Source organism: Micromonospora rosaria, from assembly GCF_001567585.1.
In the GTDB taxonomy this organism is placed as follows: domain Bacteria; phylum Actinomycetota; class Actinomycetes; order Mycobacteriales; family Micromonosporaceae; genus Micromonospora; species Micromonospora rosaria.
In genome coordinates this window covers 1-14,794 of the sequence record NZ_LRQV01000153.1, presented here as the reverse complement: position 1 = coordinate 14,794, position 14,794 = coordinate 1, and the positions used below count along the sequence as shown (strand labels likewise).

Sequence of the window (14,794 nt, the reverse complement as noted above, 5' to 3'; positions counted from 1 at the left end):
GGGTGCCGCCGAGCAACTGGACGACGGTGGGCAACTCGTCCAGCACGAGCCAGGCGATCAGCACCGCGAACATCACCTCGGTCAGCCCGACGAAGGACGACAGCCGGGCGCCCAGGATCCGGGTGCCGGCGATGCCGGCGAGGTACGCGACGACCGCCGCGATCAGCGACAGCCCGGCGATCGGCACCAGCCAGCTCGTCTGCTGCCCGGCGAAGGTGACCTCGCCGAAGGTGGCGTCCAACGACAGCACACCGGTCACCCCGAGCAGCCCGAGGACGACCGCCCCGACGGCCATGCCGCCGCTGGCCATGGCGACCGAGGGCAGGTCGTCGTCGATCCGGCCGGCGAGCACGAAGTACCCGGCCAGGCCGACCGCCGCGCCCAGGCCCCAGAGCACGCCGACCGGGTCGAGGCGGGTCGCCCCGGTCAGGTCGAGGACGAACACCAGGCCGAGCACGGCCACCACCGAGCCGGCCACGGTGAGCCGGCGGGGGCGCTGCCCGTGCGCCAGCCACATCCAGGCCACCACCAGGATCACGCCGAGGTACTCCAGCAGCAGCGCCACGCCGACCGGCAGGTACCGCACCGCGTTGAAGAAGCAGGCCTGCGCCGTCGCCACCCCGAGGATGCCGAAGACCCCGACGGAGACGAGGTTGCGCCGCAGCACCGCCACCTTGCCGCGCAGGGAGAGCAGCGCCGGCACGGCGAGGACCAGGGCGGCGATGCCGACCCGGGCGATGACCGCCGCCTCGGCGGACCAGCCGGCGTCGATCAGGGAACGGGCGAAGGTACCGGAGGTGGCGAAGGTGAGCCCGGAGATCAGCAGCAGGCCGAGGCCGACGCCGGCGGCGGGACGGGGGCGCATCGAATCTCCTCGACTCGGCAAGATGTCATGAGCAAACTAAGATTTGGTGGTGACGCTAAGCGGGGTATACGACAGGAGTCAAGTTGCTTTTTGCTCATGACACCGAACCCGCCCTGCTCACCGTCGCCGCGCTGGTCAACACCGCCGGGCCCGACGAGGGCCTGCCGGACGTGCCCGCCCTCACCGAGTTCGTGGTCACCCAGAAGTACAGCGGCCGGCACGACCGGACCGACGCGGAGCTACGGGCGGTCCGCGCGCTGCGGCCCCGCCTGCGTCGGATCTGGCACGCCGACGAGGACGAGATCGTCGAGATCGTCAACGGCCTGCTCCGCGAGGCGCACGCGCTGCCGCAACTGATCCGCCACGACGACGAGCCGTACCACCTGCACGCGGTGCCCCGGGACGCGCCGCTGGACCGGCGGATGGCGGTCGAGGCGGCGATGGCCCTGGCCGACCTGGTCCGCAGTCGGGAGGTGAGCCGGCTCCGCAGGTGCGCCCACCCGGACTGCGACAACGTGCTGGTCGACCTGTCGAAGAACCGGTCCCGGCGGTTCTGCGCCGCCGGCTGCGGCAACCGCGCGGCGGTCAGCGCCTACCGGGCCCGCAAGGCCGCCGAGGAGACCTGACCACCACCCCGGCGGTGCCCCGGCCGGCCGTCACTGGGCCGTGCCGGCCATCAGCCACCGGGTGACGGCGACCCGGAGCAGCACGTACGGGCCGTCCGGGCCGTCCGGCACGGTGACGTCCCAGCCGTCGTACCGCTCGGCGAGGGCGGCGACCACCTCGGGCGGGAAGGGCGGGTGGACGACCTCGGCGGTGCCCTCGGCGACCACCGGCGCGAGGCCGTCCGGCAGGGCCAACGAGACCCGGGGGTCACGGGCGACGTTACGGGCCTTGACCGACCGTGCCGCCGTGGCGATCCACCACTCGTCGTCCCGGTACCGGTACCAGACCGGGGTCAGGTGCGGGGAGCCGTCCGGCCGCAGCGTGCAGCACCAGACCACCCGTTCCCGGTCGAGCCGGTCCAGCACGGTGGCGTCGGGAGTGGTCGGCGCCCTCACCGGCGCGCTCCAGGCCGAGACCGGCAGGCGTGCGGCAGCATGCCGCCCACTGTCCCACAGCTCAGGGGTGGGTCATCCGGAGCAGGTCGAGTGCCTCGTCCAACTGGTCCTCGGAGAGCCGGCCGTTGTCCACGTGCCCCCGGGAGAGCACCACCTCCCGGATGGAGACCTGCCGCTCCAGCGCCTCCTTGGCGATCGAGGCCGCCTCGTCGTACCCGAGGTGGCGGTTGAGCGGGGTGACGATCGACGGCGACCCCTCGGCGTACGCCAGGCAGACCTCGGCGTCCGCGACCAGGCCGACCACGCAGCGGTCGGCGAGCAGGCGGCTGGCGGCGGAGAGCAGCCGGATCGACTCCAGGATGTTGCGGGCCATCACCGGCAGCATCACGTTCAGCTCGAAGTCGCCCTGGGAGCCGGCGAAGGCGACCGTGGCGTCGTTGCCGACCACCTGGGCGCTGACCTGCCGGACCGCCTCGCAGACCACCGGGTTCACCTTGCCCGGCATGATCGACGAGCCGGGCTGGAGGTCGGGGATGCGCAGCTCGCGCAGGCCCGCGCGGGGGCCGGAGCCCATCCAGCGGATGTCGTTGGCCACCTTGTAGAGGCCGACCGCGACGGTCCGCAACTGGCCGGAGGTCTCCACCAGGGCGTCGCGCGCCCCCTGCGCCTCGAAGTGGTTGCGCGCCTCGGTGACCGGCAGCCCGGTCGAGGCCCGCAGCTTCTCGATCACGGCGGCGGCGAAGCCGAGCGGCGTGTTGATGCCGGTGCCGACGGCGGTGCCGCCGAGCGGCAGTTCGGCGAGCCGGGGCAGGGCCGACTCCAGCCGCTCGATGCCGTACCGGACCTGGGCGGCGTACCCGCCGAACTCCTGGCCGAGGGTGACCGGGGTGGCGTCCATCAGGTGGGTACGCCCGGCCTTCACCACGGTCTCGAACTCGCCGGCCTTGGCCTCCAGCGCCCCGGCCAGGTGGGCCAGCGCCGGCAGCAGGTCCTCGACGACCGCCTGGGTGGCGGCCAGGTGGATGGAGGAGGGGAAGACGTCGTTGCTGGACTGGGAGGCGTTCACGTCGTCGTTCGGGTGCACGTCCCGGCCCAGTTCCCGGCTGGCCAGGGTGGCGAGCACCTCGTTGGTGTTCATGTTCGAGGAGGTGCCCGAGCCGGTCTGGAACACGTCCACCGGGAACTGGTCGTCGTACCCGCCGTCGGCCACGTGCGCGGCGGCGGCGGCGATCGCGGCGGCGACGGTCGCGTCGATCACCCCCAGCTCGCCGTTGACCTCGGCCGCCGCCCCCTTGATCTGGGCCAGCGCGCGGATCTGGGCCGACTCGATGCCCCGGCCCGAGATCGGGAAGTTCTGCACCGCCCGCTGGGTCTGCGCCCGCCACAGGGCGTCGGCGGGCACCTCCACCTCGCCCATCGAGTCGCGTTCGATCCGGTAGCCCACTGCCTCTGGAGTCGTCACGCGTTCCATCCTGCCGCGCCCCGCACCGACGCGCAGATGATCGCTCAGTCCAATGCGGCCAGCAGCCGGGCCACCTCGTGCTGCTCGGGCGCGTCGACCTGACGGAACAGCGCCAGCGCCCGCGCCCAGTACGCGCGGGCCTCGGCCGGGTCGGCGGCCCGTCGGCAGCGGGCCATCCCGTCGAGCGCGCGGGCCTGCTCGTACCGCACGCCGAGCCGGGTGGCGTCGGCGAGCACCCGGCGGTGCAGGTCCAGCGCGCTGGAGACGTCCCCCTGGTCGAGGATCGCGCGGGCCAGCAGGTTGCGCGAGGCGCACTGCCCGACCCGGTCACCCGCCTCGGTGATCGCGACCAGCGCCTCCCGGTGCAGGGTGGCGGCCGAGTCCGGGCGGCCCTCGGCGCGCTCCACGGCGCCCAGTTCGTTGAGCACCTCGCCCTCCCCCAGCCGGTTCCCGCCCTGCCGTTTGAGGTACAGCGCGGCCCGCAGCAGGCGTCGGGCCGGCCCGACGTGCCCCAGCCGGGCCCGGATCACGCCCACGTGGACGACCGCGTTCGCGAGCTGCACCGGATCGGCCACCTGCCGGGCCAGCAGGAGGTGCTGGCGGCTGGTCCGCAGCGCCTCCGCGTACCGGCCGCCGACGATCAGGACGTACGCGCGGTTGTTGAGGTTGTTCGTCACCGCGCCCAGGCCGTCCCCGGGGCGGGCCAGCGTCGCCGACTCGGCGAGGAGGTCCAGGCTGCGCCGGACGTCCCCGGTGGCGGCGTAGGAGATCCCCAGGTTGGAGAGCAGGTTGCTGACCTCGAAGCGCAGGTCCGGCCGGCGCGGCAGGTCCAGCGCCGTCTCCAGCAGGCGGATCGCCTCGCCGAACCCGGCCCGGCGGTAGTACCCGGAGGCGAGGTAGTTGAGCATCACCAGGGTGGCGTGGTCGTCGCCCAACTGCCGCGCCGCGCGCAGCCCGACCCCGTGCGTCTCGATCAGCTCGTCCAGGTGACCGCCGAGCAGGTGGGACCGCCAGCAGGCGCGGGCCAACTGCCAGCAGTGCTGCCGGAAGCCCTCGGCCTCGGCCAGCCGGACCAGCGCGGTGAGCACCGCCCGGTTCTCGTCGAACCAGGCCCGCCCGTCCGAGGCGGTGTCCGCGACCAGGTCCGGACGCAGCGGGGTGGGCAACCGCAGCGCCCCGGCGGTGCCCGCCGGCTCGATCGTCTTGGCGATGGCGGCGGCGACGTGCAGGTGGTGGTCGAGCAGGCGTTCGATGACGGCGCTGCGCTCGGCGGCCCGCCCCGGCTCGGCGAGCAGCGTGCGGGCGTACTCCCGGATCAGGTCGTGCAGCCGGTACCGGCCCGGTTCCGTCTCCTCCGCCAGGTGCGCGTCGACCAGTTCGTCCAGCAGGTCCTGTGTCTCGCGCAGGGAGAGGTCGGCGAGCGCGGCGGCGAGCCGGTTGTCGAAGCGCACCCCCGGGTGCAGGCCGAGCAGCCGGAACACCCGCTGCGCCGGGGACGACACCTGGGCGTACGACAGGGCGAAGGCGTGGCCGACGGAGCGCTGCCCGGCGGCCAGTTCGGCCAGCGGGTCCGCCGCGGTCACCAGGCGCTCGGCCAGGTCCGCCACCCGCCACCGGGGTCGGTGCACCAACCGGGCGCCGGCCAGCCGGATGGCCAGCGGCAGGTGGCCACAGCGGCGTACCACCTCGCCGGCGGCCGCCGGCTCCGCCGCCACCCGGTCCGCGCCGGCGACCCGGCCCAGCAACTCGACCGCCTCGTCGGTGTCCAGCACGGGCAGCGACGAGGGCCGCCCCTCGTCCAGGCCGACCAGCCGCCGCCGGCTGGTGACCAGCACCAGGCAGTCCGCGCCGGCCGGCAGCAGCGGGGCGACCTGGGTGGCGCTGGCGGCGTTGTCCAGCACCACCAGCGCCCGCCGGGCGGCCAGTTCGGTACGCCACAACGACAGCCGGTCGTCCAGGTCGAGCGGGATCCGCGCGGCCGGCACCCCGAGCTGGCGCAGCAGGGTGGCCAGCGCGGCGGCCGGGCTCAACGGCCGGCGCTCGCTGTGCCCGTGCAGGTCGATGAAGAGCTGGGCGTCGGGGAACCGGTCGGCCAGCCGGACGGCCAGGTGCACCGCCAGGGTGGTCTTGCCGCTGCCCGCCATCCCGTCGATGAGGTGCACCCGGGCCCGGTCCTCGTCGATCTCCTTGACCAGCCGGGTCAGCGTCTCCTGCCGGCCGGTGAAGTCGCTGATCGCCCGGGGCAGCGCCCGGACCGGCGGGTCGGCGTGCCGGGGCGGGTCGGCGAAGGCCAGGTCGCCGGCGAGCACCCGCTGGTGCAGCGCCTGGAGCGCGGCGCCCGGCTCGATGCCGAGTTCCTCGGCGTAGATCCGCCGGCCCTCCCGGTACAGCGCGAGCGCGTCGGCCTGCCGGCCGACGGCGGAGAGCGCCAGCATCGCCTGCCCACGCAGCCGTTCCCGCAGCGGGTGCCGGTCGACCGCCTCGGCCAGTTCGTCGACCAGGTCGGCGGCGCGGCCGAGCCGCAGCTCGACGTCGACGCACTCCTCCAGCGCGGCGAGCCGCTGCTCGTCGAGGGCCTGCGCCCGACGCCGGACGCTGCGGCTGAGCACGCCGCTGAGCGCGGCGCCCCGCCACAGGCCGAGCGCGGCCCGGAAGTACGCCTGCGCCTGCGGCAGCCGACCGGCCGTGACGGCGGCCCGCGCGGCGTCGAGTCGTTCGGCGAAGAGTTCGACGTCGAGGTCGGTCGAGTCGGCCCGGATGCTGTACCCGGCCGGGTCGGTGTGGATCAGGTCGGCGGGTACGCCCAGTTCGGTGAAGCGGCGCCGGAGCCGGGAGACGCAGGTCTGGAGCTGGGCCCGCGCGGTCGCCGGGGGCCGGTCCTCCCAGACCGCGTCGATCAGGTCCTCCACCGGCACCACCCGGCCGAACCGCAGCAGGAGCAGGGCGAGCACCGTCCGGTCCCGGGTCGCGGTCACCGTGGCGCCCCCGGCTATCCGCAGGGGCCCCAGGATCCGAAACCGCATTGTCCGATGCCCCCCGCTGGCTTCGTGGAACTTGCAGCAGCGTAACCCGACGGTGACGGGGCGCCACCGGGGGCTGATAGCGAAATGAGAGTGGTTCGGCAGCGTCGCCCCGCACACTCTGTCCGGGCTGTCAGCCATGGCATGCCGACGGGGGCGGTGCGCCCGTCCATCCATGATGGACGGGCGCACCGATGTCGCCTGCGCGCGAAACTTCCGCCACCTGCCCCGCCACGCTCAGCGGCCCGGTCGAGCCACGGCACTGCGCGCACCGCACCTCCGAAGCTCGCACCCGGAAAGCCGACACCGTCAGACACTTACGGTCATCGAGACATACTACCCGCCGTCGGAGGACATGATCGTGCACGTCACCGTGGGTACCATCGGGCGCCGGGTGAGCCGGAGCGCGGCCGTCGGACTGTCCACTCTGCTCGCCGGCACGGTCGCGCTGGCCGCCGCCGGGCCCGCGCACGCCGCCGCACCGGCCGGCACCGCCCGCGCCGCCGGCGCCACGGTCACCGCCGGGCCCACCGCGCCGACGGTCACCTCCCCGGACTACCCGGCCGACGAGGGATGGTACGGCGGTCCGGGTGTCCCGGGCAGCTTCACCTTCGACGCCGGCGGCGACACCGACGTCCTCGGCTTCCGGTACTGGCTCGACGGCGGGGCGGTCACCCAGGTCGCCGTCGACCAGCCGGGCGGCTCGGCGACGGTCACCGTCACGCCGGACGAGGACGGGCCGGCCGTGCTGAGCGTCCAGGCCGTCGACGCGGCGGGCAACCGGTCGCCGGTCACCAGCCACACCTTCCGGGTCCGCGACACCAGCCCGACCGTCACCGACGGCAACCCCACCGCCGGGTACGGCCAGCCGCGCACCCTGACCCTCACGCCGGGGATGCCCGGCGTGGTCGCGTACACGTACCGGCTCGACGCCGGGGCGGAGCAGACGGTGGTCGCGGCGCCGGACGGCACGGCCACGATCACCCTCACCCCGACCACGCCCGGCTGGAACACCCTGTACGTCCGCAGCCGGACCGCCGACGACCTGCCCTCCGGTGAGCGGTGGCACCGGTTCCACCTGGAGACCCGGCCGACGATCAGCTCGGTCCAGTACCCGCTCGGTCAGGTGGGTGCCCCGGTCGGCACGCCCGGCACGTTCGTCTTCCGGCCGGGGATGCCCGGCGTGACCGAGTACGTCTACCGGTTCGGCGTCCTCGGCCCGCTGCGGACGGTCCCGGCCGGTCCCGACGGGTCGGCGTCGGTCACGTTCACCCCGCCGAACTTCCTGCCGCAGCAGGTCACCGTCTTCACCCGGACGGCGGACGGAATCGCCTCGGAGAGCGTCACCGGCCACTTCCAGGCCGGCCGGGCGAGCTGACCCGCGTCGGGCCGGCCCGTCCGCCAACGGGCCGGCCCGACGTGTCACAGTCAGCACCCACGGGCAACCCCGAGCAGCGCAGGCCAACGCCGGCTACGAAACGTCGGACAGACCACTTGCCCAGGTTGAGGATCTCGACCCGGCCCCGTCTTCCTGCGAAAGGCCCACGCCAGCCAGAGCCACCTTTCACGTCGGACTTACTTGTTCCGGTACGTCCACCGAGGTAGCTTGGTAGTTGCCTGTCGCAGTAGCGCCAGGAAGTGGACCCGGCAGCCTTCCGGACGGTGGGTGGGCCGGGTTTCGCGTATCCCGGCCAGGCCGACGAGGCAGAATTCACTGTCAGCTCAGAGCGTGCGCACTTCCCGCACCAGGGGCCGCACCATCGACTGCCACTCTCCGCCCTTCGCCCACGACCAGGCGACAGCATCCGGGATCGCCAGCATGTGATCATCGTGCGCCCGCAAGTGGTCGTAGCGAAGCTGGTCCGCGATCCCCGCCAGCGACAACTCCCGCCGCAGCAATCTCTTGTCCGCCTGCTCGGAGGACGTGTCGAGTTCGAGCACGAGGCGTTCCGCAGCCACCTTTGCAGCGTCGGCGACCAGCGCACGCAGGCAGGCGTCACGAGCAGACTTAACACTCCGATACGTCGTCGCGTCGTACAGGACGACCTCCACCGGCAGCGTCCGGAGATGACGGAGAATCTCCCGTCTGCGACCGTCCCGCTCCTTGCAGAAGTGGATACTCCGCTGCCCGCGGAGCACCAACCGGGCGATCCCGGCTCTGGCCGACACCAGTGCGACCTGGTCCAGGCAGGCGGCGGCGAGCAGGAAACCCCGCTCCTTAGTCTCGTCGGCGAAGATGTGAAGAGCCATTCCACGTGCCTCAGTGCAACCGGTGGCGGAGACTCTGAAGCGGCGCACCGGTGGCGGCAAGGAGGAAGAAGGTCCAGCCGTTACGGTGTGGGGAGACTTCAGGGTTGTAGTGCTTGACGATTTCCCTGGCGGCCTGGCTGGGGGTCCGATAGGAGCGGCCAGCCAGCGGCCCTGAGGTGATGTCGATCCGCCCTAGCCCCGGCACGAAGGACGCATAGGTGCGGTGGCCGGCGTAGTCGGCGTAGACCCGCACCGTAGCCGGTTCATCATCCCCGCCTTCTTCGGACACCGGAACGCCAACAGCTTGAACCTGGGCCACCAGCTTGGCCACCACCTCCCCCTTCGTCAGCCCGGCAATGTTTGCGGCGAAGGCAAGGTACCTGTCCGTGGCTTCGTCAACGTCGATATTCGGCATGATGCGACCCTCCCAGACCTCTCGAAGGAGATAGTCTCAAGAGGTCAAGGAGTTTCAGCAGTGCGACACGCACAAACTTGAGAGCTCTAAGTCCTTAAACTTCTCAAGAGCGGCGGCCGACGGTGAGGACCGGCTTGGTGACCTCGGCGAAGAAGTCGTTGCCCTTGTCGTCGACCACGATGAACGCGGGGAAGTCCTCCACCTCGATCTTCCAGACCGCCTCCATGCCCAGCTCCTGGTACTCCAGGACCTCGACGTGCTTGATGCAGTCCTGGGCCAGCCGGGCGGCGGGGCCGCCGATCGAGCCGAGGTAGAAGCCGCCGTACCGGTCGCAGGAGCGGGTCACCTGGGCGGAACGGTTCCCCTTGGCCAGCATCACCAACGAGCCCCCGGCGGCCTGGAACTTCTCCACGTACGCGTCCATCCGGCCGGCCGTGGTCGGGCCGAACGAGCCGGAGGCGTACCCCTCGGGGGTCTTCGCCGGGCCGGCGTAGTAGACCGCGTGGTCGCGCAGGTACTGCGGCATCGGCTCGCCCGCGTCCAGCCGCTCGGCGATCTTCGCGTGCGCGATGTCCCGGGCCACCACCAGCGGCCCGGTCAGCGAGAGCCGGGTCTTCACCGGGTACTTCGACAGCTCGGCGCGGATCTCGTCCATCGGCCGGTTCAGGTCGACCCGGACGACCTCCTCGGTCTCCAGGGTCTCGTCGGTGACCTCGGGCAGGTACCGGGCCGGGTCGGTCTCCAGCCGCTCCAGCCAGACCCCGGACGGGGTGATCTTGGCGACCGCCTGCCGGTCGGCGGAGCAGGAGACCGCGATCGCCACCGGGCAGGACGCGCCGTGCCGGGGCAGCCGGACCACCCGCACGTCGTGGCAGAAGTACCGGCCGCCGAACTGCGCGCCGATGCCGAAGTTACGGGTCAGCTCCAGCACCTCCGCCTCCAGCTCCAGGTCCCGGAAGCCGTGCGCGGTCATCGAGCCCTCGGTGGGCAGCGCGTCCAGGTACTTCGCCGAGGCGTACTTGGCGGTCTTGAGGGCGTACTCGGCGGAGGTGCCGCCGATGACGATCGCCAGATGGTACGGCGGGCAGGCGGCGGTGCCGATCAGCCGCAGCTTCTCCTCCAGGAACTGCATCATCCGGGTCGGGTTGAGCAGCGCCTTCGTCTCCTGGTAGAGGTACGACTTGTTGGCCGAGCCGCCCCCCTTGGCCATGAAGAGGAACTTGTACGCGTCCGGGTGCCCGTCCGGGTCCTCGGCGTAGACCTCCACCTGGGCGGGCAGGTTGCTGCCGGTGTTGCGCTCCTCCCACATGGTCAGCGGGGCGAGCTGCGAGTACCGCAGGTTCAGCTTCGTGTACGCCTGGTAGACGCCCCGCGAGATGGCCTCGGCGTCGGTGCCGTCGGTGAGCACGTGCCGCCCCCGCTTGCCCATCACGATCGCGGTGCCGGTGTCCTGGCACATCGGCAGCACCCCGCCGGCCGCGATGTTCGCGTTGCGCAGCAGGTCCAACGCCACGAACCGGTCGTTCGGCGAGGCGGCCGGGTCGTCGATGATCGCGCGGAGCTGCGCCAGGTGGGCCGGGCGCAGGAAGTGGGCGATGTCGTGCATCGCCTCGGCGGTCAGGGCGGTCAGCGCCGCCGGATCCACGGTCAGGAACCGACGACCGCCGGGACCGTTGACGACGTCGACGCCCTCGTCGGTGACCAGGCGGTACTCGGTCTGGTCCGGGCCGGTCGGCAGCAAGGGAGCGTACGAGAACGCGGCGGCACTGCTCATGAGGCGAAAGCCTAGGCCAGTCGAATCGATCCGTCCCACCCGCCGGTCGGGTCCTGGGACACCGCTTACATCCACGGCGTGTCGCGCACGCCCGTCGGGCCCCTTGGCCCGGTGCCAGCCACGCCCACCGGCCCCGACACCCGGGTTCAGCCGTCCTTGCCGGCGCCGGGGTCCGGGCAGGCCTCCCGCTTGGGGCCGCAGTCCGCCGGGTTCCCGGAGGTGCCGGGACGGTCCTCGCCCGAGCCGGGCACGGCGCCGTCCCCGGGTACGCCGCCGGCCGGCTCCGCGCCCGGCCCCACGCCGGTGCCGAAGCGGACGTACCCGATCTCCCGCCCCTCGCCGATGACCATGCCGCCCGGCCCGATCGCCAGCGCGTTCGCGGCGGTACGCAGATGCAGCAGTTCCTGCCCGGTACGCGGGTGCACCGCCACCAGCCGGGTCGGCTTCTCGTCCGAGATCACCGCCGCGTACGGGGTGAGCACCACCCCGGTCTTCCCGCCACTGGGGCGGCTCCACCGGTCCCGGTCGACGGCGAGTTCCCGCCCGACGATCGTCCGCTGGTCGGCGCTGCGCACCACCGAGTACCGGTCGTCCACCGCGAGCAGCCGTTCCTCCGGCTGGTCGACCTGCAAGAACCGGCCGGTGTAGCCGTCCACCACCACCTCCCGCCCCTCCGGGGAGAGCCCGATCAGCACGTTGCGGGCCCCCTGCGGGTCCTCCCGCTGCGCGCAGCCGGCGTTGTCGGCGTTGCGCAGGTTGATGCCGGCCCGCTGCCAGACCTGCTGCCCGGTCGCCGGGTCGGTGGCGGCGAGACCGAACAGGCAGGCACCGTCGACGGACCGGGCGGTGATCCGCAGCAGCCGGCCGCCGACGACGGAGAGGCGTTCGTCCCGGGCGGGTTGCAGATCCTGGAGGACCCGACCGGTGGCGGTGTCCACCACGTGCACGCGGCCGTCGACCGGGAACCCGAGCAGCGGCGGCACCGACTCCGGACCGGCCACCCCCTCGTCGACCCGCAGCGCGGTGAGCCGGCGGGTGTTCAGCAGGTCGGGGTTGTCGGCCAGCCACGAGGTGCTGACGCCGGGCAGGAACGCCGTCCAGAGCGGCCGGGTGCCGCGCGGGTCCCAGGCGGAGAGGGTGCAGTCGGTGGCGCCGGCACAGCGGGCGTCCAGCAGCAGGTTCCGGTACGTCCAGACGGCCACCGCGTCGTCGACCTTGCGCAGCACCGCGCCGGTGACCGGGTCGAGCAGCTCGTACCCCTTGAGCAGGAGCTTGCCCACGGCGACGACGGAGGTACCGTCGGCGCCGGCGACCGCCGCCCAGTCCGCCTTGCGCTCCCAGAGCTGCACGCCGGTGGCGAGGCTGCGCGCCTCGACCCGGGTCCGCTGCTCGACCACGACGGCGTCCCCGGCGATGGTCACGCTGCGGGGGGTACCGCCGATGCGTTCCTGCCAGACCACGTCCGGCTCGGAGATCGGCTCGCTGCGCTTGACCCAGTCCCACACGCCGGGGAACGGGTTCCAGACCCCGGTGACGGCGAGGGCGACGACGGCGACGAGGGCGAGCGCGAGGAAGCTCTTGACCCCGAAGCCCCTCTGGTTCGCCACACCGGACACGGTAGCCACGATCACCGCCGCGCCGAACGGTCGCGTGCCCGTGTCGCCGCGCTTTCTCGACCCCGACGTGCTATTGCGCCGCGTCGACCGGGCCCGCCGGCCCCCGCACCCACCGGATTGGAAGGGGCCCTTCCGCTACAGAAAGCGTTAACAGGGGGCCCTTCCTTGCGTGGCGGAGCGGACCAGGGGGAGGGTGCGGTAGGGGATGGCCTCGGCGAGGGCGATGACCGTGGAGGCCCGGCTGATGCCCACCGAGGAGACGATCTGGTCGATCACCCGCTGGAGGTCGGCGTTCGACCGGGCCACGATCCGGCAGAGCAGGTCGCTGGAGCCGGTGATGGTGTGCGCCTCCAGCACCTCGGGGATGGCCGCGAGGTGGGCGGTGACCGGGTCGTGGCCGTGCCGTTGGCTGATCTCCAGGGTGACGAAGCTGGTCACCCCGAACCCGATCGCCGCCGGGGAGACGTCCGGCCCGAAGCCGCCGATCACGCCCCGCTGGACCAGCTTGTCCAACCGGGCCTGGACGGTGCCCCGGGCCACCCCGAGCCGGCGGGAGCACTCCAGCACCCCGATTCGGGGCTCCTCGGCGAGCAACTCGATCAGCCTGGCGTCCACCGCGTCGAGCTGGACAGATTGTGCAGCGGTCATGGCTGAACACCGTACCGAATGCACAACCTGACCAGGCAGGAACGAGACGGTTGCCCAGTCGCCCGTGGGCCGCGATCCTCGCCACATCAGGTACCACCGTGGTCGCCCACGAGGTGGCCGGCGCAGGAGGGAGTCCGCGATGACGCAGGCGATCGACCGACCCCAGTCGACCGGAGAGGTCGACGTCGACGTCCTCGTCGGGGCCGTCGACCACGACATCAGCCGCGACCCGTTCCCGGTCCGGGGGCTCGACCACGTGACCTTCGTGGTGGGCAACGCCAAGCAGGCCGCGCACTACTACTCCACCGCGTTCGGCATGATTTGCGTGGCGTACCGGGGGCCGGAGCAGGGCTACCGCGACCACGCCGAGTACGTGCTGACCAGCGGTTCGGCCCGGTTCGTGCTGCGCGGGGCGGTCCGCCCGGACGTCCCCGAGGTCGACTTCGTCGCCCGGCACAGCGACGGCGTGTCGGACATCGCGCTGGAGGTCCCCGACGTCGACGCCGCGTACGCGCACGCCACCGGGCAGGGCGCGACCGGCCTGCTGGAGCCGCACGACGTCACCGACTCTTACGGCACCGTCCGGCTGGCCGCCATCGCCACCTACGGCGACACCCGGCACACCCTGGTCGACCGGTCCCGGTACACCGGCCCGTTCCTGCCCGGCTTCGTCGCCCGGACGCCGATCGTGGACCGGCAGCCGATGATCGCCGCCGGCCTCCAGCCGAAGCGCTTCTTCCAGGCCGTCGACCACGTGGTCGGCAACGTGGAGCTGGGTCGGATGGACGAGTGGGTGCAGTTCTACCAGCGGGTCATGGGCTTCACCAACATGGCGGAGTTCGTCGGTGACGACATCGCCACCGACTACTCGGCGCTGATGAGCAAGGTGGTCGCGAACGGCACCCGCAAGGTCAAGTTCCCGCTGAACGAGCCGGCGGTCGCCCGCAAGAAGTCGCAGATCGACGAGTACCTGGAGTTCTACCAGGGCCCCGGCGCCCAGCACATCGCCGTCGCCACCAACGACATCCTGGCCAGCGTGGACGCCATGCGGGCGGCGGGCGTCGAGTTCCTGGACACCCCGGACTCGTACTACGACGACCCGGAGCTGCGCGCCCGCATCGGCGAGGTCCGGGTGCCGATCGAGGAGTTGAAGGCCCGCAAGATCCTGGTCGACCGGGACGAGGACGGCTACCTGCTCCAGATCTTCACCCGGCCCGTGCAGGACCGGCCGACGGTCTTCTTCGAGCTGATCGAGCGGCACGGCTCGCTCGGCTTCGGCAAGGGCAACTTCAAGGCGCTGTTCGAGGCGATCGAGCGGGAGCAGGAACGGCGCGGCAACCTGTGACCCCGGCGGGCGGGGGCCGGCGGACCGGTGCCGGGCTCGGTCGGCGACGTCGTCGTTAAGGTGTCCAGGTGAGCGAGCACAGCCAACGGACCGTCCGGCCCCACGTGACGCCACCCCCGGGTGGTCCCGCCGAGCGCCCCGGAGCGGCGCCGTGAGCGTGTCGCCCGGCTGGTACGTCGACCCCGCCGACCCGGACACCCGACGGTACTGGGACGGCGAGGGCTGGCTCGGCGCACCCATCCCGGTCGACGCCCCGGTACCGGACGGCCCGCCCCCGCCCGAGCCGACCACCCCACCCGCCGGCCCGGCGATCCCGGCCACCGGCGACGCGGCGGCCG

At 72.7% G+C, this 14,794-nt stretch carries 13 protein-coding genes; 4 read left to right on the top strand and 9 right to left on the bottom strand.

Going from position 1 to position 14,794, the window contains the following annotated elements; genetic code table 11:
* The coding region (locus AWW66_RS27640) for an EamA family transporter (protein WP_067372258.1) at nucleotides 1–865 on the bottom strand (865 nt) is incomplete at its 3' end.
* Between the two features lie 83 nt (nucleotides 866–948).
* On the opposite strand from AWW66_RS27640, the gene AWW66_RS27635 reads away from it, so the two are divergent.
* Entirely contained in the window at nucleotides 949–1,491 is a 543-nt protein-coding gene (locus AWW66_RS27635; RefSeq protein ID WP_067372255.1) for a CGNR zinc finger domain-containing protein, read from the top strand.
* Nucleotides 1,492–1,521: 30 nt separating this feature from the next.
* Here AWW66_RS27635 and AWW66_RS27630 read toward each other — a convergent pair whose 3' ends face one another.
* The 3 genes from AWW66_RS27630 to AWW66_RS27620 form a co-directional block, all read right to left on the bottom strand.
* On the bottom strand, nucleotides 1,522–1,926 hold the full coding sequence (locus tag AWW66_RS27630; protein WP_067372252.1) for a pyridoxamine 5'-phosphate oxidase family protein: 405 nt from the start codon (nucleotides 1,924–1,926) through the stop codon (nucleotides 1,522–1,524).
* A 61-nt stretch (nucleotides 1,927–1,987) separates the two neighbouring features.
* Nucleotides 1,988–3,388: a class II fumarate hydratase gene (locus AWW66_RS27625; RefSeq protein ID WP_067372249.1), complete on the bottom strand. Its 1,401-nt coding sequence runs from the start codon at nucleotides 3,386–3,388 to the stop codon at nucleotides 1,988–1,990.
* Between the two features lie 44 nt (nucleotides 3,389–3,432).
* Complete coding sequence (locus tag AWW66_RS27620; protein ID WP_067372246.1) at nucleotides 3,433–6,411, bottom strand: AfsR/SARP family transcriptional regulator; 2,979 nt, start codon at nucleotides 6,409–6,411, stop codon at nucleotides 3,433–3,435.
* Nucleotides 6,412–6,802: 391 nt separating this feature from the next.
* Between AWW66_RS27620 and AWW66_RS27615 the strand changes: the two genes are divergently transcribed.
* Nucleotides 6,803–7,786: a hypothetical protein gene (locus AWW66_RS27615; protein ID WP_157528037.1), complete on the top strand. Its 984-nt coding sequence runs from the start codon at nucleotides 6,803–6,805 to the stop codon at nucleotides 7,784–7,786.
* Nucleotides 7,787–8,130: 344 nt separating this feature from the next.
* Here AWW66_RS27615 and AWW66_RS27610 read toward each other — a convergent pair whose 3' ends face one another.
* The 5 genes from AWW66_RS27610 to AWW66_RS27590 form a co-directional block, all read right to left on the bottom strand.
* On the bottom strand, nucleotides 8,131–8,658 hold the full coding sequence (locus tag AWW66_RS27610) for a hypothetical protein (protein ID WP_067372243.1): 528 nt from the start codon (nucleotides 8,656–8,658) through the stop codon (nucleotides 8,131–8,133).
* A 10-nt stretch (nucleotides 8,659–8,668) separates the two neighbouring features.
* The gene (locus AWW66_RS27605; RefSeq protein WP_067372240.1) at nucleotides 8,669–9,073 is read right to left on the bottom strand and encodes a hypothetical protein; all 405 of its coding nucleotides are present in this window, start codon (nucleotides 9,071–9,073) and stop codon (nucleotides 8,669–8,671) included.
* 103 nt (nucleotides 9,074–9,176) lie between these two features.
* Complete coding sequence (locus tag AWW66_RS27600) at nucleotides 9,177–10,847, bottom strand: fumarate hydratase (protein ID WP_067372237.1); 1,671 nt, start codon at nucleotides 10,845–10,847, stop codon at nucleotides 9,177–9,179.
* 146 nt (nucleotides 10,848–10,993) lie between these two features.
* Nucleotides 10,994–12,454, bottom strand: coding sequence for an outer membrane protein assembly factor BamB family protein (locus AWW66_RS27595; protein WP_067372260.1), 1,461 nt, complete (start codon nucleotides 12,452–12,454; stop codon nucleotides 10,994–10,996).
* Nucleotides 12,455–12,610: 156 nt separating this feature from the next.
* A complete protein-coding gene (locus AWW66_RS27590; RefSeq protein WP_067372234.1) occupies nucleotides 12,611–13,111 on the bottom strand; it encodes an Lrp/AsnC family transcriptional regulator in 501 nt (166 codons plus the stop codon).
* A 139-nt stretch (nucleotides 13,112–13,250) separates the two neighbouring features.
* Here AWW66_RS27590 and hppD point away from each other — a divergent pair, with 139 nt between their 5' ends.
* Both hppD and AWW66_RS27580 read left to right on the top strand, forming a co-directional pair.
* On the top strand, nucleotides 13,251–14,456 hold the full coding sequence (gene hppD, locus AWW66_RS27585) for a 4-hydroxyphenylpyruvate dioxygenase (RefSeq protein WP_067372231.1): 1,206 nt from the start codon (nucleotides 13,251–13,253) through the stop codon (nucleotides 14,454–14,456).
* Nucleotides 14,457–14,607: 151 nt separating this feature from the next.
* Nucleotides 14,608–14,794: DUF2510 domain-containing protein (locus AWW66_RS27580; RefSeq protein ID WP_157528034.1), on the top strand; the 187-nt coding region annotated here is incomplete at its 3' end.